Genomic DNA, 20,410 nt, shown 5'->3' with positions numbered 1-20,410 from the left:
CGAAAATATTGGTGACGCTGGAGATGGTCGCGTTGTTGCAACGCACGTTGCCGGGGAATGTGCCGGCCGTAGTGGTCGAATCAAAAATGTACTCAATCGAGTAACCGCCGGACGCGCCGTCAACGCCGTGCGCCCCGGTCGCTCCCGTGCTGCCAGTGGCCCCGGTCGATCCTGTTGGGCCAGTTGCCCCGGTCGGACCTGTGGCGCCCGTGTCGCCCTTTGCCGCCGCGATGTCCCAGTAGGTCGCGTTGGTCGGCAGGTTGCCGGTTGACGCCAGAATGCACGTGTACGTCGAGCCGAGGTAAGAGACGGCATCGGCGGGTGAGTAGGCGGTCGCACCGCTGTACGCGCCCCGCCAGTTCATGGGGGATCCGTTGGTCCCGTTGGTCCCATCGGCGCCATCCACTCCATCGGCCCCATCCGCTCCGGGTGCGCCCGTGGGTCCGACCAGCGAGGCCAGCCAGGCGGTTTCGTCGCCAACGAAGCCGTTATCGACGGCCACTTGATAAGCCGATTCCCCATCCGCGCCGGCCGGTCCCGCCGCTCCGAATTCCTTGTTGCCACCGGCCGTGCCGAGGAAGAGCCTTTCGTTTCCCCCGTCAGTGGTCATCGCCGGCTCGCCGACCGCCAGCGTCGGGATGCCGGCGAAGGGTCCGTGTTTGATCTGAATCGTTCCCGCAAAATCTGTCGACATCACCAAGTCCCTCCGCTGATTACGCCGCCCGTGATTGTGCCGCCGCTGATTTTTGAACCGCTCAAAGTTCCCGAAATGTCCGCAAACGAAATCGCGAGATCCCCGCCGGTGTACAGGCCGTGGACGAAGTTCAGCCCGAACGTCTGGTTGGCTCCGGACACCGGGTCAAATCCGATGGAGCTATCCCCGGCGAAGGTCAGGATCCCGTATTTGACCGAATAGGTTCGAGCGTGGCAGTTTTGGGAGAGCGAGAGGTTGTCCGTCGACAGTAGTGACGTTCCCGACGCGCCATAAACCGCCGTGAAAATCGAAGCGTATGAGCCGCCCGTCCCGCCGTTCGTCAGGAAGTTCCAGCCATATTTTGACCCGTCCGTGTACGCCTTGATTTGGGCGCTCGCACCGACGCCGGAGACGATGCTGGTGAAAGATCCGGTCTGTAACTCGCCGCTGTTGGGCAACCCGGCCGTCTTGCCGGTCACCCACAGTGCGCCGGACGAATTGGTAAATAATGCCCCGTCACTCCGGTCGTAGAGACCAACCCACAACGAATCAACACCCTTTGATCCGTTGCCGAGATGCTGGCCGAGCAGGTTGATAATCCCGGACACATCGTGGGCCGTGTCGGGGATCTGAGGGTTCGGCGAAAGCTCCATCATCACGACGGCCATCTTCACGCCGGTGCCGGACTCCTTCCACAGGATCCGGTGGAAGCCCGTGACTCCGCTCAGCAAGTAAGCGGAACTGGTCGCCGTTGGCGAGGCGTACCCGTGGCTCGCGTCGGTGACGTTGATCTTGCACACGCAAATCCCGGCGATGGTGGCGCGTCCGATTTCACCTGTGGATAAACCCTGCTGGGTGACGCACACGAGATCGGCCGGGCCGGTCGGAGCGAGTCCGGCAAACGCCGGTTCCTCCTGATTGTCAATCGGGTAATCGACCACCGACACCAGCGGATCGCCTAGCTTCAGCACGGCCATTTCCAGGAGCGTGGCGCCGGTGTCGTTGCGAACAATGATTTCGAGGTTGCCGATGAGCGGATCGTTGACGACCGCCGGGGCGCCACTGCGACCGACGCCGTGCGTGCGGAAGTGCCTGGCTGAGCTGAAGACCTGATTCCACATCGCGGCGCGTCGGTCGGGGATCGGATCGCCGGGGGAAACCGGCTGCAGCGGGTCGCTCATGTGCCGATCTCCAACCCGGACAAATCGCCGTACTCGTACACCCGCTCGACGTAGGCAGCCATCGGAATGCGGACTTTTCGGCCCCCGGTGTATTGCTCTGTGTAAGCCACCCAGAGGTATTCCCACCCGTACTTGGCGGGCACCGTGATCTCGTCGCTGATCTTGATGTTCACCTTGTTCGGGCTGACGCCCCATTTGTGCGTGATTGACCAGCCCTCGCCCGTGCCAAACTGGCCGTCAGCGCCGAGGTAAAGAACCTCGCCGGGAGCGCGTCCGTAGAAAGGCGCGATGTTGACGGTGCCAGTCAACTTGAAGAGGGTGTTCAGATATCGAAGCGTCACGGCTCCGCGGTGAATCTCACGACTGAATTCGTTCGTCCGCGAGATAATGTCAACACCCTCGACGGAATCGCGGGTGACCCCAATCGCCTGCTTGTAATCCGGGGGCGTCGTCGGCGGCCCGACCCCGCCAACCGGCGTGCGGCCGGTGGAACTGATCGTCTGCAGGCTTTGGGTGATGTGCTGCGTCCCGCCGCTGGTGGTGAACGAGAAGCCGGATTTCAGCGAATCGTCAGGTTGTGGCGAATCGGGCGGTGGTTGCTCCGATCCGGAGTCTTGCTGCCCCAATGCCTCGCTTGCCGGGATGCTGGCGTACCCCACCGACACGTCCCAATACGGGCCGCCGCGCGGCTTGCAACTCGCCGATTTGCGATACAGCCCGAAGAACGAAAGCGGAGTCTGCTGGAGAACCGCCGCGTACACCGCCTCATGATCGTCCGAACCGACGGCCAAAAACTCGCCCGTGAATGAGCTACTGTCGGTCGAGATTTCGAAGCCGCGAGACTTCACGCTTTCGTAAAGGGTGACGGACATTAGGTGAGCGTCCTTTGCTTCTTGAGTTCATCGGCCAGTGCCTTGGTGTTTTCGTCGATCTTCACCAGTGTCCGGGCTGCGTCGGCCGTCGCCCGGTACGTCTTGTCGGCGAGAGTTCCCTCGCTGAATTGCTGCCGCGCGTCATCGGCCAGACGGAATGCCCCGCGTGTGGCCTGAATCTGCGGGCCGAGCGCGTCAACACTGCGCGGCCGGTTGCCGTTGGCATTGGGATTCGCCTCGGACAGCCTCGACAGTTCGGCCCGAAGTTGGTCGAGGATCGGCTTGTACGTCGCCTGTGTTTCTTCGTCGATCTTGCGAAGGGCGGCGTCGAGCGTGGCCTCGGTCGTGTCGCCGATAAAGTTTTCGGCTCCCTCTTTTAGCTTGTTCCTTTGCGCTTCAATCTCGGCCATTCGTCGATTGAAGGCTACCAATGATTCGCCGTCTTGCTTTTGCTTGGCCTGCACCGCCTGACTTTCAAGATTGTCGGCAATCACGCCACCCGGCAGCGCGCTGATGGCTGCCTTTTTTGCGGACAAACCGAAGCCGTGCAGGCCTATTTCCAAATCCCGAATCCATTCGGCCATTTTTGCGGCAGTATCCGCAAAGAAATCGACGAACGACATGGAGGCCAGTTTTAAGCCCTTGGCGATACTGTTTCCGATGTTGACCATCAGCTTGTCAGTTGACGCCTCAATGCCCTGCATTCCCTCGAAGAAAACAAGCTTGGCCCCGGTCCACATAATCTCAAACAGCCGCGAGAAATCGTTGTCCGCGAACGCGCTCTTGATCCCCTTCCACGCCACCGAAGCATCCTCTCCAAGTCTCGCGATCCCCGGCCCAAACGACTCGGCGACCAACTCCCACGCCCGCAGCAGGGCCGGAAGAATCTCGTAGGCGATGCCGCCCCAGAAGGCCGCGACGACGGCGAAGGAGGCCCCCAGCCCGACAAAGGCCGCCGCCGCAATGCCGATGCCAACCCAAGTGGTCGGGTTGAGGATGATCCCGATGGCGGTCCATAACGTCGCGGCGGCCGTTGTCACGGCGGCAATGGCCGTGCCGACGACGTAGAACCCCGCGCCCAGGCCGACGACGAGAACGGCCGCCTTGGCGATGATCGGAATGAGATCCTTGTGTTCGCTCACGAACTCGCGGATGGAAGCGAGAATCGGCTTCAATGACGTAAGCAGCGGAAGTGTCGCATTCTGCAAGTCGATCCATGTCTTGCGCCATTCGCGATTGACTTCGACGGCATCCTTGATCGTCTGGGTGTCGAGCATCGGCGTTTCAGCCATCACGCCCGCGTAACGTCCGGGGTTATTCATCACGTCGTCGAGAGAGTCGCCGGTCACCTCGGCCGCGTATTGTAACCGTTGCATCTGATTGATGGTGAAACCGAGTTTGCGGGCCATCTGGTCGATGCCCTCGGCGCGGTCCGTGCCGGACTTAAGAAGGGCCGTGATTGGGGCGAGAGCAGAGCCGCCAACGAATGTCAGCCCAGAGCCGATGGACTTCAGCCCCTCCGCGAACGCCTTGACCTTGACGCCCATTCCCCGAAGAGCCTTGTTCAGCCCGGAGTCTTTGGCGTAGATCTCGACGAAAGCGCCGCCGGCGCGAACGTCGTTTGATTTGCCGCCGCCCCCGCCCGATGCCGCCGCCCCCATATGACCGTCCTCATTTGCCGCCCATCAGGCCCTGACGCAGATAGCCCCAGAATTGAGCCTTTTCCGATTCCGCAATCTTTCGCTCGATCACTGGATTCGGACGGCCACCAAATGGGTTCACCCGGTTGACATCCGGACGCGAACCGCCGAAGCCGCCTGCGAATTCAACAATCTGCCAGGCCGCGAGGAAGCCCATCACTCGTTTTCGCTCGTCAGCCATCCACTTCAGTTCCCGGAGCGTCAAATCCCCGGGTTCGATGCCGACGATTCCGGCGAGCCGGTAGCAATATTCGAGGAGATTGTGTTCAGGATCTTTTCCGGCGTCATCTCCATGAACTTCGCCAGACTCTCCCCTGCCCTCGTCATCGCCAGTTGTCGAACTTGCTCGCTCTTGACCCCCAGACTCCGCAAGGTCTCGCGGGTCCGGGGCGGGGAGAAATCCACAAGGGCATCCCAGAAGGCTTGAACGGCCGGTTCGCCAGCGTCCCCGGCGAGTGACTCTTGAAAGTCCTCTTCGGTGATTCCGGACGCCGCGATTTGCGGGCCGCACATACTCGCGAGTACATCCGCGAATAGGACCGGGGAAGCGGTGATCTCCATCAGCAACGCACACTCGTTCTTCAGCAAGTCGCCGAGATTCTTGCCGGTTTTTGTCAGCACTCGCTTGATGACGGGAACATTGATCAGAACCGTCCATTCGCGGTTTTTGCCGTCTTTGAAACTCGCCACGGAATCACCTCTTCACGATGTTTGCGAACTGCGGGGCAAAATTCGGTTGCTCAGCGTTGAGGGCCGGAACCATGAACGGGTGCGGCTTGGCGTTTGCCATGAACACCTTGCCGTCTTTGTGAACCAATACCGAGCCGCCTTGCTCCAAAACTGTCGGCACAAGGTAAGGCTTGGGGGCGGCCTTGCGGAACAGGGCCGGCCCGATCACGACGGATTTATTCTTCTCGTCGAAGGCGAAGTACAGATATTCCTTGAGCGGACTAAACGCCCGGTCGGTCACCGCACCCGTCTTTTTGTTCGTGTGTTCCTTGGTGAACAACTTGTTTTCTGGGTGAACATAAGGCGGTTTGCCGGCCGGCGCCCCCGGAGCCAGCTTGCCCCGTGCCTTTTTGGGGGCATTCCGAAGCGACGACCGGGCTCGCGTCCGGACGTACGCCCCGATCTTCGACAGGGCAGCGCGTTCGCGGCGGTCGATCGATGCAATCACTCTCGGCGTGTCGAAAAACGACGCCCGATTACCGGAAATGGAAACGTCCACAAGGCCCATGACTTACCCCGGCGAGGTCATCGTGAGGGCCGACGACGCGCCAACTGTCACGCACTTGGGCAGGTCGGGGGCGACGCCCGGCTTGAAGTCAAAATTCTTGTACAGGTTGTTGCCGATGGTCTGATCCTGACCTGTTTCGGAGACGTGCAACCACGCCCGATAGCCCTCGGTCCCCTCGCTGGTGATCGGTCCATCGAGGATGAGCAAGTCGAGCATCGCCGCCGAGACCGATGCCCCGGTCAGCGCCTTGTAATTGGTGTCGGCGTTGTCGCAGCGGGCGGTCGCCGTGAGAGCCCAATCTTGCTGGGTCGGCGCGTACAACTTGACGCGGCTGGCCCGCGTGCTGGCATCGCCAAGATCCCACGGCTTCCCGGTGTTCACGTCACGGATGATGTCCATGTCCACCCACGTCGGATCGTCGTATTCATCGGTGTTCAGATAGACCTTGGCCTTCACGGCCGGCTTGACCCCTGCGGTTGCGGACATGGCTCATCCCTCGGTGATTTCCCGAAACTCGAACACGACGGTCGAATAAAACAACTTTTCTTGATTCAACTTGTCCGGGTCGTACATCGTGACATCGTTGGTCTGGGTCGTGATTAGCCGGCCGTCGATCATCAGCAAATCACGGACGAAATCCAAGGCCCCGGAAACGATGTCCTGCACGAACTGCACCCGCTCGGCAATCCACTCCTTCGAGGGAGGCCCGGCCGTGTCGCCGGGGAATCGCTCAACAACGAGGGCGGTTGCCCCGTAAATCCATTCATCCTCGCCGCGAGTCGCCGGGCTGTTGGAATAGTTCAAACCGGGAAACAAGAATACCTTTCGGCCGGTCATCTTGTCATCAATCCCGGTGGCGATGAACACCCACTCAACCAGGTCCGGGGCCGTGACAGTCGCCGGGGCGATGCTGGCGTTCCAGGCGGCCAGCACCTGTTCAACCAAGGCGTCGGCCAGCGAAAGAATCTGGGCGGCCACTAGCTCACCTGCTTCATGTGAATTCGCCATCGGGTATGGCCCGGATCGCTCCAGCGCCAAGCCGGTTCTCCCGTGTTCGTCGGCATCACCTCGAACGTTGTCGTCGCGCCGTCGATGGTCTCAATGACCCGGTCGCCGATGGCAGGCTCTCCGGTGGCCAGGTCAACGGCTTCAATCAGATAATCCCGGTCGCCGAACTCGACCCTCGCCCGGTCTTCTAGGTTGCTGGTGAATACTGTCCGGCCGGGAATCGGCGTCAGCGGCAAGCGAATGCCGGATGATTTCTGAACGTAGACAACCGCCACGCCGGCCGCCTTCTTGGACTGCTCGCCCAGCCACGCTCGAGCCTTGGCGAACAGGTTCACGACAGTTCGCCCGCGATGATGATCCAGTTGTCAGCCCGTTGATGAACCGTCTGATCCGGCCGAAGCCCCTCGGCAGCGGCGAGAAGTTTATCCTGCCGCTCGCAGGCGCCCTTCGCCTTGCCCGTCAAGATGGCCCGGACCAGCCGGACGGGGATCTCAACGTATTGATCCTTCCCCGCCTCTTTGCCGGCGAGGAGTTTGGTCAGTTGTTCTTTCGCCGTGATGACAGCCATTCGATTTTTCCTCACTGTTGAGCGGAACGCACAGAAAGCCGGTCAACCACATACTTCCCGGTGTCGGCCCCGGTCGTCTTTTCAAGGTGCGCCAGAGCGCCAAGCGGGCCAACCGCATTGTCGATTCGGAACGTCGTCGCCGACAGCACACGAACAGCGTTGACGTACACCTTCACGTTTTCCGGTTGCCGGGCATCGATCCAAACCTCTGTCCGGTTGGATGCCCCGCTCCCCGCGGTAAACGTCTTCGTCGTGTCCGTCGCCGCAACCGTTGTGACACCGTCTTTCGATTGCACTTTGATGGCCGTCGAACCGCCGTCAAAGTGAATCAACACATGCTCTGTGATGGCATCGGCGTCTGTTGTCGAAGTCCCGTTTGCCAGACCGATGTTGAAGTCAACCGTGCCGCCTGAACCGTTCGATGTCACGCGAATGATCGCTTCAAGGATCGGGTTCGCAACCACGTCGAACCGATCTACGGACAGCAAATCGACACATTGAGCTTCGGTGGTCGCCGTCAGTTCCAGCGATGACGAACCGCCGACATGCTTGGGAATCCCGAATCCACCGGCGGCAGGCGTCCCCGTTGGCGTCGAAAGGAACGCGTCTTTGCGAAGATCAACGTCGTATCCCGCCTCCGAGACATTCACGTTGACGACGCAAACTGTGTCGGCTGATGCCGCATTCCCAACGATCCGGCCCGCGTAGAAGTCGCGATTTCCCGACCGGCGAAACGAAATCGCATTGTCCGGGAAACTCCAATAAGCCCGCCCGCCGTCCAAGAACTCAATCCCCGTCAGCTTTGGACAAGTGAATTGGCCGCGAGTTTCGTAAGCGGCCTGATCACCGACCGACGCGCCCGACGTCCCTTTGAGAACGCCAAGCGAGCCATCGGCCAATTGATCGACTTCGTTGACCGTCAACGTCGCCTGCGCCGTCTGCCGTATGTCATTCGACGCCCGGAGTGTGTTCGCCTCGCCCATGAGTGTTACGAAGCCTCCGACGATTGCTTGGCTTCGCGCGCCGCCCGGATGGCCTCGATGATCTGGGCTTTGTTTGCCTTGCCGTCCAAGACGATGTTTTCGACCGTGGCCAATTGCTTCAGTTCGGCAACGGTGCTTTCCTCAAGCCCGTCGCCGTCCGGTTCTTCCTCTTCGTCGCCCGCCTCTTCTTCCTCAACTTGCACCGGGGCGGGAGGATTTGCCAGCAACCGGGCGGCGCGGCAAAGATTCGTTGCCTTGACGAAAGCCGGTTCGCCGGGAGACTTTCCATCGATCACCGGGCAACCGGTCGTTTTGAGAATGTCCGCATCGGTCTGAGACAGGGAGACGGTTCCCTCTGATCCCTCCCAAGAGGCGGCCATTTCAATGAGTCGTTTGTGATCCGCGTGCATGGCAAGCCCCCGAATGATCCCCAAGTGAAAGCAATCAACCACTCGTTAACTCGGCAGCAACGGCACGCTATACCAAGTGGTCGCGTCGTAAGCGACCAGAAGAACACTCGTCTTGGCGGCAATGCTGAACGCCGAGTTCACCGCAACCGCGTTGACCGCGTCCCCCGTCGCCGGCCAGATTTTCAAGATGGCATTCGCGACATCCGCGTTCTTGATGATCACCTGTTTCCCCGCCGCCGCTGTCGGAAGTAACACGCCCTTCGTCGCGTCCGCTCCTGTCACCAGCGTGAAGCCCTCGGCGACGGCCGCCGCATCGCCCTGCACCGATCCGGCGGCTGCGACGGTCGCCGTCTGAATGCGCGGCATCGTCCCGAAACTGCTCTTCTGACCAAGCAACCGGACGATCACATAAGAATCACCGCTCGCCGCGTCGGCGATGGCAAAACCCATCTGATAGCCGAGCGCGGCCGAAGCGCCGGCCGCCCCGCTCAGGGCCGTGCCAGTGACCGGAGTTCCATCCGCGTCCCAATAAACGGCGTCCCCGGCGGTAAAAGCATCGGAGTTTTTGGGCACCCTGAAAGCACCATCGCATCGCAAGGCGCCAGTCACCCCGGCCGCGATGTCCAGCGGGGAGATCATCGGGACGGTGCCAACCAAAACCACGTCACCGGATCGGACGGCCGAAACCGGGGTGTAGTCGATGGAATCGCCATCTTGGTAAAACAGGGCCGGTGTCTGGGACATGATCAAAACTCCTAAGCGTTCCAATTGGTTCAAACTCAATCGCAGGGGCCGGACTCGAACCGGCGATTTCGTGGTTATGAGCCACGCGGGATGGCCGCTTCCCCACCCTGCAAACACTCACCAAGAAACTTCAAGTTCCGTTTCATTGATGCCCGTTGAAGCGGATTCGACCGTGAAGCCTTCTCGAACCAAAATTTCCCTTGCCGCCTTTCGGGACGCTTCCGGGATTGGCGTGCGAGGCCGGTCAATTTCGGATTCTCTGACCGAATTGCGACCGGCCTTTGCCGCCTTTTCAATCGCCCGATGCCAACATCCGAGAACTAACTCAGCTTTGCTGGTGTCTTCTTTTTTGGCCTGGGCGGTCAATGCCTTCGCGTCATTCGCATTCATCGAATTAACTCCCAAAATCAGAGACAGGATTTGAACCTGTGGCGCCCTTCCATTGCCCCGGTAACGGGCGGCTGATGGCGTCTTGTTACCGTCACCCTTAAACCACTCAGGCACATCCAATCCAACCGCCAAAAGCTTACGCCCCGGCGTTTTTCTGCACCGCCGCCGGATCTTCCATCCCGATCCCGAAATCGTGATACGCCCGCCACTGATGGCCAAGCGTGTTGAAGTCCGTTTCCGCATCCTCAATCGTCGGCATCTCCTGACCGTTGAGGAACGCAACCGCGATTGCCGCGCGCACCGAAGGATCGGCGAACTGATACCAAGCCGTGTTGCTCTGCCCGCTGATGGCCTTGCCGTCCTGATCCCGGATCGCCGTGTTGTTCAGGTAAGGCGACACCACCGGCCGATAGAGACCGGCGTGAGGATTCACGTAATAGGCCAGTTGGTCGCCATCAGTGACAAGCGTTGTGTCTTTGAACAGCGTTTGCCCCAGAACTCCCAAGGTCGTCGGCAAGAGAATCCGATCCGGCGCCAACAGGATCGGCTTGCCGTTCGGGTCAACCTGATTTTGGAAGGCCGTCGTCGAGGCCGTCAGACCGTCAACGCCAAGAGCGGAGCCGCCGCCGGTGTTCAGGTTTTTGTTCCCGGCCGCGAAGAAGCTCGAAGGATTGCTCAACATCGTGACGTAAGCGGCTTCCTCAATCCGCACGGCCGACATACGGCCCAACCCGGTCGGGATTTCGAGGAACGCGCCGAGGTCATCATTGATTTGCATCTGGCGCGTCAACGCCATGATGGCCCCGTATGTGCTGAGTTGGTTGTTGAACTGCGTTTCGGTCATCCCGACATGCTTCAATTCACCATCCGGCCCAACCTTTTTGAAGGCCCCGGTCATGTCCAGCCGGAAGCGGCTCACGGGCTTGAAGTCTACATGAGACCGCACCGCGCAGAACTCTTTCCAAGTGACTTGTTGCGCTTCGTATGAGGCGACGAGGGCCTTGTTGGCGACGTTGCCAAGCGTGCCGCTCAGGCTGATGGTCGTAAATCCAGCGGAACCGCGAATCATCCGGTCTGATTCGAGGGCTGCGCGAACGAAGTCATCGGTTTTCCGGGAGCCGTGATAGTTCCGACCAGCCGCCCGGATCGTCGAATCCATCAACGCCTGAATACCGAATCCGCGGTACTGCCGGGAAGTGGCTTCGTTCATCACCCGTTCACGCACCTCGGCCGGGAAACTGGCCGCGATGCGAGCCATCTTCATGCCGGCCGTGATGCAAACGGCGGCTTCGACGATTTGAGCCTGAACGCGGTCAGGAACCGCATCGGCCGAAGAGGCCGGATTCGGCCGGGCGGCACGGATCGCATAGAGTTCTGTTTGGTTTGCTGACCAGTTTTGGCCGATGGCATGGGCCGCGAGAGATACCTGGCGATTCCCCGCCTTCACGGTGACGTTCGGGAAATCCTTGGCAATCTGCTGAATCCGCTCAACCCGGATCTGATTGGCCGCGAGCCGCCGGTTTTCCGCGTCAACGGCATTCGGTCGATTCCCGCCGGTCGGAGCCGGACGAGAGGAACAACGAACAGCCGGGGGACGGGCGGCGGCCGTCGTCTGGGCGGGCGGGGTTGTGGCGACTTGGTCGGCAACCGTTCCCGTGCCTTCCGTGCCGTCTTCCTCGGTGTTTTCGTCGGCGTCTTCACCAAACTCGTCGTTGTAAAGCTGCTGAAGATTCGCCCGCTGAATGTCGGTGAATGCGGCCTGAGCATCGGCGTCGAACCCCAACGATGTCAGCCATGTTTCAAAGTCCATCGCCGTCCCCTTGATGCGGGCCGTAACCACCGATGTTCGGCGATCACCTCCCAAGACAACAAAACTCATTTCTCGAAATTTGCACCCGCGCCCGATCAAACACGGGCCGGGATATTCCCGGCCCCAATTGGCAACGCCAACGGCACCGGCCTTGATCTCTTCCACCGTCGAGGGATCTGCCCCAACGGACGCCTGCCACTGGTAACCCGCCTTCGCTTTTGCGAGAACCTTTTTGGCGTAATTGCGTTCCGGCGGCAGGTTCTCGTCAATCGTGAACAGCCCGGCCGCCACAAGTTGCTTGCTGGCAATCGTGAGGCTTTGAACTTGCCCAACGACGTAATCCGAATCGGGGATGTGGTCGTACAAGGCCGGAATCATCGGGAGACTTAAATCAGCCGTCTCCAAATCCACGACAACCGGATCAGACCAATAGCCGATCCGCATTGCCTCGCCGGTGTAAGCGATCATCTCGAACCGGGCGGGAGTTTCGGCGGTCGGAGCTTCGGCCCCCGTGATCGCGACGCGGGCGACAGCATTGATCAGGCCCGATTTTTTACGCTGTTTGGGTCGCGGCACTGGTGGCCCCCTCCGTGGCTGGCGGTTTTGGGGCACTCACCAAGCCATCGACGAAACGGAGAATCAGTTTGTCACTGATCAGCGGGAAGCCCATCTTCACCAAGGCTTTCGCCGAATCGGCGTTGAATGTCCCGGCAGCCAGCCGGTCAGCCAGCCCCAATAGAGAATCGAACTGCGCTCCATTGAGGGCGGTCGCCTGAACGCCGCCGGACGCCGCCGCCTGGCTCGCCGAACTATTGTTCGCGCCATCTTCGCCGTCACCGGCGGGCATTGCTGTTCCAGTGGCGGCAATCATCACAGCGCTCAGTCCGTATTCATTGAGCTTGTCTTGCTCGCGGGCCTTCTGCGCCAGGTGTTCTTCCCAATCAATCCCGCGATTTGCGAGAACTTCGGCGAGCGTCAGCGTGCCGTTCTTCAGCCCGATATCAATGGCCGTCGCGTCTTTCACCGGGTCGATGGATTCAAAGCCCTGCCACTGCCAGACCCATTCCCATTCGCAGACGGGAGGCAGGCCATCTGGCAAATGACCTTCGATCAAAAGGGCCTCTTGAAGCCAAGCCAGAAACAGCCGGTCTAGGATCTCGTCTCCCGACCGATCACGCGTGATTTCGATGGACCGACGATACGGGAGATGGTCGAGACGCGCGGACGAATAGTTGTACTCCGCGCTGCTTTTCGTGCTGACATTCCGGGGCGCGCAAACCGGGGCGCCCGTCTCCGTCAACACCGTGGCTTGATGCTGGGGAAACGTCGTCGTCGGTTGCTTCGCATCCATCTGCGTCAGAGACCAGCCATATGGCAGAGTGACGCCGCCGTTTTGAGGCAGAGGGATTCGGTCAAAGTTCTCGGGAAGATCGTCATCCGGCGGGGTGCCCTCCGGCGGCGGTTGGTCGGTCGTCAGGACGGCCGCATGATTCGCCGCTGTTTCGGCGGCAGCCAGCACGGCGCTACCGTACCGGCGAAGCGTCGCATAAAGTGGCAAGCTGGCGGTCAGGGCAGGAATGCCCCGTCGCTGTCCGGGCCGGTCGGGATCATACCAGTGAACGACGTAACGGCCATCAACCCGGTCGAAGTCCGCGTATCCTCGCGGGTACGGATCTCGCGGATGATACTTGAGAAAATGGAACTCAACCGAATTTCCAAATTCGTCAAATCGGATTCCGTCAACAGCCAGCGGATCAAGCCCGGTGAAGGTTGGCGTCGTGCATTGGTCGGCCTCGACTGCGCGCAAGGTCAGATGAACACGATCCTGAATTTTCGGGTTCGTCACAAACACGCCGAAGACTTCGCCATCCCGGTCGGAACTCTCCTGCATGATCCGCAAGACTTGCGCGATTCCGGCCGCCTTCAGCCACTTCTTGAAGCGTCGCTCCACTTCATGGGCCGCATTCTCCGGTGTCGCCATCTTGGTTTGAAAGTCCGGATCGATCCACGTCGCCGGAAGCGAAAGCTGAAGCCTCGGGCCAATGCCGATCACATCATTCCGGAGAGTTCGCAACAAGCCTTTGCAAAAACCATTGTTCGCGGCTTCGTACCGGCTTCGACGGCGAAGAGTCTGACGCACGCCGGGAAGGTTGGCACTGTTCGGACTGGTGTCGTCGGCATTCGACCAATGACGCTTGTTCTGGTCGTTGGTCTGCGCCGCGTCATAACGCGCACGCATCCAAGTTTTCGATTGCGGCCTCCCGATTTTCCGGGAGACCTCACCGAAGAACTTGGCGGCCATCGTCCTGGCTTTGCCGATCAGGCCCATTAGACGGTCCCCCTCGGCACAAAGACACCTCTTCGCAATGCGTTGAACCCGGAGCGCTGGCCGCCCTTGGGATTGGCGCCGTTAAGCGCAGTCTTGCCGGCAAGGTAGCGGTCGGCTTCGATCAAATCGGGGATTGGCTGAGCCTGCGCTTTGACGCCGTCAGCCTCGGCGCTGGCGGGGTTTGCGGCGGCATCGGCGATTTCGTCGCTGAGATCGGGCATGTCGAGCGTTCCCCGTGTGAGATGAACTCACCTTGGCAAACGCATCAAGGGAATGCAATATGTGAATCGGTAAAATGGAGAGACGTTCCCATTAGTGGGACTATTTCCCGCCGATGAGTCTCACGCGTTCCTCGGTTCGGCTCATGGCACTGCATGCCGGACATTTCCGATAGCGAACAACCAACCCGGCGGTCGGACGTTTTGTGCTGTGAACCCGCATGGGAGAGGCGCACTTTGGGCAGAGAATGCCGCGAGGCTTTTTCATTGCCACTCCTCGAACTTGTCTTTGAATCGCTCGGACCATTTCACTCTCTTGCGTTGTTCTTTCGGCTTCTCCGATTGCCCCGCCGCCGCCGCCGGACTCCAGCGCAAACCCGCGACACCCGCTCCGACACAGCACCCCACGAAACAGTCCCATAAATGCAAATCCCGATTCGGCCTCGCAACCCACTTCTCGTATTCCATTCCCCCCGTCGTCCTCGCGGGCGCGCCAAACTCCCCGCACAGATGATCCGCGAGCATCCGATTGTCGCCGCCGGAGAACAACAACACCGGGGCGTAACCGCCTTGCGGCGTCGTGAGTCGATCCGCGGCGAACGTCTTCCATTCGTCCGCATCGAATATGACCCGCCTTCCCGTAGCGTGTTCGCCCTTCGCATATCCCCAACGCCATGCGGGCGCGCCGGGGGGGCTGACCACTTCGCCGGGAACATTCGCCCACTGACGCACCGCCCGCCCCGTGCTTCCGACCGCGTGCCCCAGCGACGGCCGCAAAATCGCCGCGTGCGGAGACTCCCGACAAACCTTGTGAACCACCTCGGGCTTGTATCCTCGGTCAACAAGACACATTGAAATCCGATGCGCTTCTCCCGTCTCATGCCGCATGTATTCCTGACTCAACAGCGCCGAGGTCAGATCACGCAGACCAGCATAAAGCCGCGCGTCGTCCGTCTGGATTCCCGGATATTGCACCGTGAATCCTGGGCGCGGATCGTCATGCCGGAACGACGCACGATCCTGTTTCGGCCATGTCCCGCTGTCGATGATCGACCCGCCGAACTTCGCATCCCACGCGACGACCATGTACCAGAGGATTTCTTTGTGACAGTCCACGAACGCCGTGAGCGTGGAACAATCGCGAGGCACTTCGAGCCGCGAGACACCCGAAGTCCGTTGAAGCAAGATCGACGCATTGAGTGACCGCATCCCTGGTTGGGCCTCTGTCAATGGCTGATTCTGATACTCGGCCGCGAATGACGCCGGGTTGTCGATCTTGATGTTCATCGCCGCCTGGATCGCGCTCAACTCATTGGTCGCATCGAATCGCGCCGCCCAAGCGACTTTGCACCCGGCGTCCATTTCGGTCTGATTTGCCCGATAGAACTCCGTTGCTTGCTCGCCTTCGCCACCCATGCGGAACGATTCGCGGCGAAGCTCGGCGTATTGGTCCCAAAGATCCATCCGGTTCGGGAACCGGTAGACCATTTTCATTCTCTCGCCCCGAAACGCCGGATTGCGTTTCCGGTCAAGCAATCGGTCGGAAAGGTCATTCACGGCAATGACCGTGCAAGGAACCGCAATCGAAATCGTCTTCCCCGGCCCGGCCAATCCCTTCAGCGCGCCCGTCAACACCCGTTCACGCTTCGCCGTTTGAGTTGGGGACTCGGCCGATTCGTCATCCTGCGCGTCGTCCACGATGACGAAATCCGGCCGGATCGACCGCCCGCCGGCCGTCGCCGCCTTCATCCCGCGCACCCGGCCCATGATCCCCGCCGCCCGGATCACCGACCCGCTTGCCTTGCTGCCCTTGATCGTCGGGAACACGGCCTCCTTCTCCGTCCATCCGATGCGCGTTCGCGTGCCGTCAACCGTCTGTCCGTTCGCCCGCGAGGTTTGCCCTTCCATCTGCCGAATCGGAAAGCACACTTCGGGAAAGTCTTCCGCGAGGAGATCGTTTGTCTCAACCGCCATCTTGATCGATTCAAGCAACTCCAGCGATGCGGGTTCGCTCGCTCCGATCATCACCACGAACCGGCGATGTCCATACAAGATCGCCCACAGCGCGGCCGCCTCACAAAGTGCAGTTTTGCCGCTGCCCCGTGGCATGGCTAAGGCGAACAGACCGCCGATAAGGGCGAGGGTCTGAAGCCGCAGAATTGCGGTTATTTGGTCATCGGACCATGCGAGATCGAAGCGTTCGGAAAGGTACGTTTCGCAGAAGAGTTTTAGCGATAAAGAACAAGCCGCCTTCCGCTCTGGATCAACCACCGGAGGCAGCGGGCCAATCTCACGGCCCGCTGCCGACTTGGCGCGGGACTTCCCGGCCATTGCTTGACGATGCTTCGCGTAAGCGTCTTTACCGGGCTGGTCATTGTCTGAAGTGGCCACGATCCCGCCCGGGTTGGTCAGAAATCAAGCAAACGCATTCAATGTCACGCCGCTTTACTTGTCTTGCGGCAACTTGATCCTTTCCCGGACAGTTTCAACCTTTGGTCTAATCGAATGAAACTGAAGTTCTTGCCTGTTAAACCCCGAATGCGGGAACCATTCGTTGTTTTTCCCGATGCTTGTTGATCCGTCCTCGTAGAGAACCACGTCATCGCCACAGTGCCGGACAATGCCAATCGCACCGCTCACCTGAGTTGGCTCCAAGACACGAACAACAGAGAACCCGCCGCCCAACATTGGCCACTTGCCAACCAAAACCACGCGTTTTTTTCGTTCAAACGGACGCGCTATCACGGTCAGAATCAGGCCGATGATCTTCGCCAACTCGCTCATGATTTGTCCGATCTTGAAATAAACAAACTCGCGGGCAATTGCTGGCTGTTCCCGTTGAGGTCGGCAGTTCAACGACCCCCGGAAGGACCCGTGAAAAATATTCTCGCAGAATCTTGTAACGTGTCAACACGTTACAGTAAAACAGAACGCTCAATCACCGCCCCGTGCGCCTGCTCACCCCCGCGAGGTGAAATCGAGTGCCCCGCAATATTCGATCAGCGATGCGATCATCCCATAGTTTTGCGAGGTCGGTCGGCTTCACGTTCCCGGTGACGATCAAAGGCTTTGACGGGTTCCCGGTTCTCGGATCAAGTAGTTCAAGCATCGTTCTCAGCGCCCATGAACTCGCTTCGCTTCCAACCCCGATCTCATCGAACACAATCAAGGGCGCTTGCTCAATCACCCTGACCAATGAGGCCCTCTGCACCGTGCCCGAATCGCCTTCTCGATACCAAGGGAATTGACCCTTGTCAGCCTCGATCAGCACGCCCAGAGAACGCACGCGGATGAACCCCGCAAACCAGTCTTGGATTACCGGTGCCGTTCGCCATTCAGCAGGCATTCGCCCGAACCTGTCCAGCATCGCCAGTGCCGCCGAAGTCTTGCCCGTGCCTGGAGGTCCGAAGAGATACAGCGGCCATTGTTGCTTGCCTTCCGCGAGTGCTGTGAGTGTATCCCGCAGCGGTTCGGCAATCTGATCCCACGACCGCCGTTCTTCACGGCATGCGCTAATCACCGGCGTGTGTTCCGTCAGCGTTGGTCGTCGTGCCGGTGCAGTCGAAACCCGCGTATTTATCTGGGCTAGCCTCCGCGCGGCCAGGTCTCCCAATGCCGCCGGTTGATCCCGTGTTTGATCTGACTTTGCCAACATGATTTTGTAACTCTCCGGGTGTGGGTTGGTGTCTGACCGGATGCTTGCCGGCCCACGGACAAAGCTCATGAAATCGCTTCCCGAACTGCCTCACTTCGTCGGGCGTGATGGGCGGTTCCTCGCTGAACAAGGCCGCAGAAACTTTGCCGATGATTCCACGGTTCGCGTTCTTGAGCGAACCAGTGACTTCAACAATCGCATCGAAAAGGTCGTCGCGGGGCGTTCTGGCTTTCGGCTTTCTCGGCGGCGGTTGGGCGGGCGGTTTTGTCGGCTCGTCCTGCAAAGGAATTACCGAAGGTAATTCTTTAATAAGAGAAGGAGTAAGAGGGTTGAAAACCCTTGAGCCACCATTGTAGGGTTGGTTGAGGGTCGCTTGTAGGGTTGGTTGAGGGTCGCTCAAGGGTCGCTCAAGGGTTGGTTGAGGGTCGCTAGTAGGGTCGCTTGTAGGGTTGCTTGAGGCCCGAATTGACGCAGATTTAGCCTTGGCAATGCGAGCTTTGGCGCTTGCCTGACCACCGACTTTACCGGATTCTCTTGCCTTTTTGAGCCATTCAATGCGGCCTTCGGTGCCCTTGATCCTGATGCCTTCCTCGGTCACTTCAGCCAGCCCGGCATGAACAATGTTCTCTGTCCCCTTTGGACCCAGACAGATGTTTATCCACAACGAATCAACGATGTAGCTCTCGCGTTCCGTGCAGACCCGCCAGAGGTGAGCCATGCGCCCCAGCGCCTCATACGAGTTGTACCCGGAAAGCATGCCAAGCATTTGAATGCGAGGGTCCCCGAACGCTTCGTTTTCGATTCTGACCGTTGCAGCCATTATTGAGAACCTCGCTTCCCGGCCTCAATGATCTCATCAAGATCGGCCACGGTGATAAATCCACATGGCCCAATCTCATTGGCCATTTCCTCGAATTCCTCGTTTTCGTTCATGTAGATGGCAACATCTTCTTTTGTCACGCCGGCGAATTCCGAGATGCCAAGAGAGTGGACAAACCCCTCTATTTGAGCATCGCCGAGAAGCTCCTGTGTGACCGCGTCAATAGCCTCTTCCGATTTTTTGTTGGCGTACCTCGCGCGGTAGTACTCGCCAAGAAACACCAGCCCCTTGGTGTATCCTGTCACAAGATCCAATGAAAATTGTTCAAGCAGTTTGCCGGTCAGAACCTTGAGATGTTCCAACTGTGTGGTCACAGATGAATGGCAGTCTTCACAAAGGCAGGCCAGTTCGTTGGGCCGATATTCCCAAGGTGCCGCGCCTTTTCGGTAATGCCTGTGATGCACGTTCAGCGTCTTGTCTTTTTTCGCGCATCGTTCGCATTTGAAGTCGGCCGCTTGCATCGCCTCCAAGCGTTTGCGCTGCCATCGTGGATCGCGGAGCAATTCAAAGTAGCTTTTCGCCATGTGTTTTCTCGAATCTGAGTTGGTTGTTGTGGGGGTCCGAAACCATTTTACGATGCCTGCACGCCCGGATCTTTGCGCCAGTCACCGACGTAGAATTGAAGCGCGGGAAGTTTTCCCGCCGTGGTTTTCACGTCACCACCTCCAAGTCATCCGCGTAGAACCAACAATCAGCCCACATCTTCACGTGTTCGGGACGCTCGAACGTCAGCCGGAACATCTGCCGCCCGTTGCTTTCGTGTGTGCGATGCTCACGGACGACACCGACGAACTCGGAACTGTCACCCGCGAACATCGTCCCCGACTTGATGCGCAGCCTTTGTGCGCTCGCCAATGCCTGGCTCATGACCTGCATTCCTCCAGTGCTTTGAGTTTGGTCGGTTCCCAAATCTCGGCCGCAACGTGCGGGCGTTCGTCCGGCGGAAACATCCAACGAATGGTCTCACTGCCGGCGGCAATCAGATCCAGGATCGTCTGTCGAAATTTGCACGCCTTCGCTTCCAATTCCTCTTCCCGCCGATGATGCTCGTCATGATGTTCCAGGCTTGCCATCAAACGCATGTTGTGATCGGGCGTGATTGACTCTTCAACTTCTTGCAATCGGACCATCTCCCGCATTCGTACAGCAACCGATTCAGCGATACTTGATGTGTTGCCCTCGTCTGGGGAAATGGGCGGATGCCCCACCTGATCGCAAATGAGATTAAGCGTTGCACGCCAGTCTTTTGAAAGCTCGCGTTGGCGTTTCGATGTTTGATCATCGAAAGCGCTATCTTTTTCCCCTCGCGTTTTGGCAGCCATTACACCATTGGTCGGCACGTCGGCCGGACGCCAGATCAGCCCGCAATTGTGGCAGAGGTGGCTCTTGTGGGGCGGGTTGGTCCACACCTCACGGAACACACTGCATGATGGTGAGTGCTGTCCGGCCCCTTCGTAGATTGGAATGTGGCAATCGCAATCCGGTTCCGGATCGGGTGCGTCAACGTGGAGCGTGCCGCACTTAGGGCAGGGGAGCACCATGTCGATGGGCTTTCGTTCACCGTCGGGATGTTCTCCCAGCCACGCGCGGGCCAGCGTCATCGCGGCAGTGTGATCGGCAAGGGAGATAAACCGTCCCTTGCCTTGCGAGGGAATCGCATAAGTGGTGATTCCCGTTTCATTGGTTTCATGTCGCAGCCGTTCGGCCGCTGCCTTCAATTCATCTGTCATC

At 59.4% G+C, this 20,410-nt stretch carries 23 protein-coding genes, 1 tRNA gene and 1 pseudogene; all 25 read right to left on the bottom strand.

Going from position 1 to position 20,410, the window contains the following annotated elements:
* Positions 1–694, bottom strand: a pseudogene (locus BGIM_RS66035) (hypothetical protein); the annotation flags it as partial.
* Positions 694–1,875: a hypothetical protein gene (locus BGIM_RS0130045; RefSeq protein ID WP_020473389.1), complete on the bottom strand. Its 1,182-nt coding sequence runs from the start codon at positions 1,873–1,875 to the stop codon at positions 694–696. The gene BGIM_RS0130045 and the pseudogene BGIM_RS66035, both read right to left, overlap by 1 nt.
* Positions 1,872–2,747, bottom strand: a complete 876-nt coding sequence (locus BGIM_RS0130040; RefSeq protein WP_020473388.1) for a hypothetical protein — start codon at positions 2,745–2,747, stop codon at positions 1,872–1,874. The genes BGIM_RS0130045 and BGIM_RS0130040 overlap by 4 nt, the downstream gene beginning before the upstream one ends.
* On the bottom strand, positions 2,747–4,408 hold the full coding sequence (locus tag BGIM_RS0130035) for a hypothetical protein (protein WP_020473387.1): 1,662 nt from the start codon (positions 4,406–4,408) through the stop codon (positions 2,747–2,749). The genes BGIM_RS0130040 and BGIM_RS0130035 overlap by 1 nt, the downstream gene beginning before the upstream one ends.
* A 10-nt stretch (positions 4,409–4,418) precedes the next feature.
* The gene (locus tag BGIM_RS0130030) at positions 4,419–4,628 is read right to left on the bottom strand and encodes a hypothetical protein (protein WP_157369529.1); all 210 of its coding nucleotides are present in this window, start codon (positions 4,626–4,628) and stop codon (positions 4,419–4,421) included.
* Between the two features lie 20 nt (positions 4,629–4,648).
* The gene (locus tag BGIM_RS0130025; protein WP_020473385.1) at positions 4,649–5,137 is read right to left on the bottom strand and encodes a hypothetical protein; all 489 of its coding nucleotides are present in this window, start codon (positions 5,135–5,137) and stop codon (positions 4,649–4,651) included.
* A 4-nt stretch (positions 5,138–5,141) separates the two neighbouring features.
* Positions 5,142–5,684: a hypothetical protein gene (locus tag BGIM_RS0130020; protein WP_020473384.1), complete on the bottom strand. Its 543-nt coding sequence runs from the start codon at positions 5,682–5,684 to the stop codon at positions 5,142–5,144.
* Positions 5,685–5,687: 3 nt separating this feature from the next.
* Entirely contained in the window at positions 5,688–6,170 is a 483-nt protein-coding gene (locus BGIM_RS0130015; RefSeq protein WP_020473383.1) for a hypothetical protein, read from the bottom strand.
* A gap of 3 nt (positions 6,171–6,173) precedes the next feature.
* On the bottom strand, positions 6,174–6,692 hold the full coding sequence (locus BGIM_RS0130010) for a hypothetical protein (protein ID WP_157369528.1): 519 nt from the start codon (positions 6,690–6,692) through the stop codon (positions 6,174–6,176).
* On the bottom strand, positions 6,662–7,027 hold the full coding sequence (locus BGIM_RS0130005; protein ID WP_020473381.1) for a hypothetical protein: 366 nt from the start codon (positions 7,025–7,027) through the stop codon (positions 6,662–6,664). The genes BGIM_RS0130010 and BGIM_RS0130005 overlap by 31 nt, the downstream gene beginning before the upstream one ends.
* Positions 7,024–7,260: a hypothetical protein gene (locus BGIM_RS0130000; protein ID WP_020473380.1), complete on the bottom strand. Its 237-nt coding sequence runs from the start codon at positions 7,258–7,260 to the stop codon at positions 7,024–7,026. Before BGIM_RS0130000 ends, BGIM_RS0130005 begins: the two co-directional genes overlap by 4 nt.
* Positions 7,261–7,271: 11 nt before the next feature.
* Complete coding sequence (locus BGIM_RS0129995; RefSeq protein ID WP_020473379.1) at positions 7,272–8,243, bottom strand: capsid cement protein; 972 nt, start codon at positions 8,241–8,243, stop codon at positions 7,272–7,274.
* A 5-nt stretch (positions 8,244–8,248) separates the two neighbouring features.
* A complete protein-coding gene (locus BGIM_RS0129990) occupies positions 8,249–8,695 on the bottom strand; it encodes a hypothetical protein (protein WP_020473378.1) in 447 nt (148 codons plus the stop codon).
* Between the two features lie 3 nt (positions 8,696–8,698).
* Positions 8,699–9,397 (bottom strand): DUF2190 family protein, encoded by a 699-nt coding sequence (locus BGIM_RS59950; RefSeq protein WP_063607925.1) that lies wholly within the window; start codon positions 9,395–9,397, stop codon positions 8,699–8,701.
* A gap of 39 nt (positions 9,398–9,436) precedes the next feature.
* Positions 9,437–9,509: transfer RNA gene (locus BGIM_RS0129980), tRNA-Met, on the bottom strand.
* Positions 9,510–9,923: 414 nt separating this feature from the next.
* Positions 9,924–12,173 carry a phage major capsid protein gene (locus BGIM_RS0129970; protein ID WP_020473376.1) on the bottom strand — a complete coding sequence of 750 codons (2,250 nt, stop codon included), beginning with the start codon at positions 12,171–12,173 and terminating at the stop codon, positions 9,924–9,926.
* Complete coding sequence (locus BGIM_RS0129965; RefSeq protein ID WP_157369527.1) at positions 12,151–13,836, bottom strand: phage portal protein; 1,686 nt, start codon at positions 13,834–13,836, stop codon at positions 12,151–12,153. Before BGIM_RS0129965 ends, BGIM_RS0129970 begins: the two co-directional genes overlap by 23 nt.
* An 89-nt stretch (positions 13,837–13,925) precedes the next feature.
* A complete protein-coding gene (locus tag BGIM_RS53095; RefSeq protein ID WP_020473374.1) occupies positions 13,926–14,147 on the bottom strand; it encodes a hypothetical protein in 222 nt (73 codons plus the stop codon).
* Between the two features lie 261 nt (positions 14,148–14,408).
* A complete protein-coding gene (locus BGIM_RS0129950) occupies positions 14,409–16,535 on the bottom strand; it encodes a terminase gpA endonuclease subunit (protein WP_040890855.1) in 2,127 nt (708 codons plus the stop codon).
* Between the two features lie 54 nt (positions 16,536–16,589).
* On the bottom strand, positions 16,590–16,928 hold the full coding sequence (locus BGIM_RS0129945) for a hypothetical protein (protein WP_157369526.1): 339 nt from the start codon (positions 16,926–16,928) through the stop codon (positions 16,590–16,592).
* A 154-nt stretch (positions 16,929–17,082) separates the two neighbouring features.
* Complete coding sequence (locus BGIM_RS0129940; protein WP_020473370.1) at positions 17,083–17,664, bottom strand: AAA family ATPase; 582 nt, start codon at positions 17,662–17,664, stop codon at positions 17,083–17,085.
* On the bottom strand, positions 17,657–18,619 hold the full coding sequence (locus tag BGIM_RS63440) for a hypothetical protein (protein WP_020473369.1): 963 nt from the start codon (positions 18,617–18,619) through the stop codon (positions 17,657–17,659). Before BGIM_RS63440 ends, BGIM_RS0129940 begins: the two co-directional genes overlap by 8 nt.
* Positions 18,619–19,203, bottom strand: coding sequence for an HNH endonuclease (locus tag BGIM_RS53090; protein ID WP_020473368.1), 585 nt, complete (start codon positions 19,201–19,203; stop codon positions 18,619–18,621). The genes BGIM_RS63440 and BGIM_RS53090 overlap by 1 nt, the downstream gene beginning before the upstream one ends.
* A gap of 127 nt (positions 19,204–19,330) precedes the next feature.
* Positions 19,331–19,546 (bottom strand): hypothetical protein, encoded by a 216-nt coding sequence (locus tag BGIM_RS0129920; protein WP_157369525.1) that lies wholly within the window; start codon positions 19,544–19,546, stop codon positions 19,331–19,333.
* Positions 19,543–20,409 carry a hypothetical protein gene (locus BGIM_RS66030; protein WP_020473366.1) on the bottom strand — a complete coding sequence of 289 codons (867 nt, stop codon included), beginning with the start codon at positions 20,407–20,409 and terminating at the stop codon, positions 19,543–19,545. The genes BGIM_RS0129920 and BGIM_RS66030 overlap by 4 nt, the downstream gene beginning before the upstream one ends.
* Position 20,410: the final 1 nt, after the last annotated feature.

Origin of the sequence: Zavarzinella formosa DSM 19928 (assembly GCF_000255705.1) — a bacterium.
Classification (GTDB): Bacteria; Planctomycetota; Planctomycetia; order Gemmatales; family Gemmataceae; genus Zavarzinella; species Zavarzinella formosa.
This window is presented reverse-complemented; position numbering and strand designations above follow the sequence as displayed.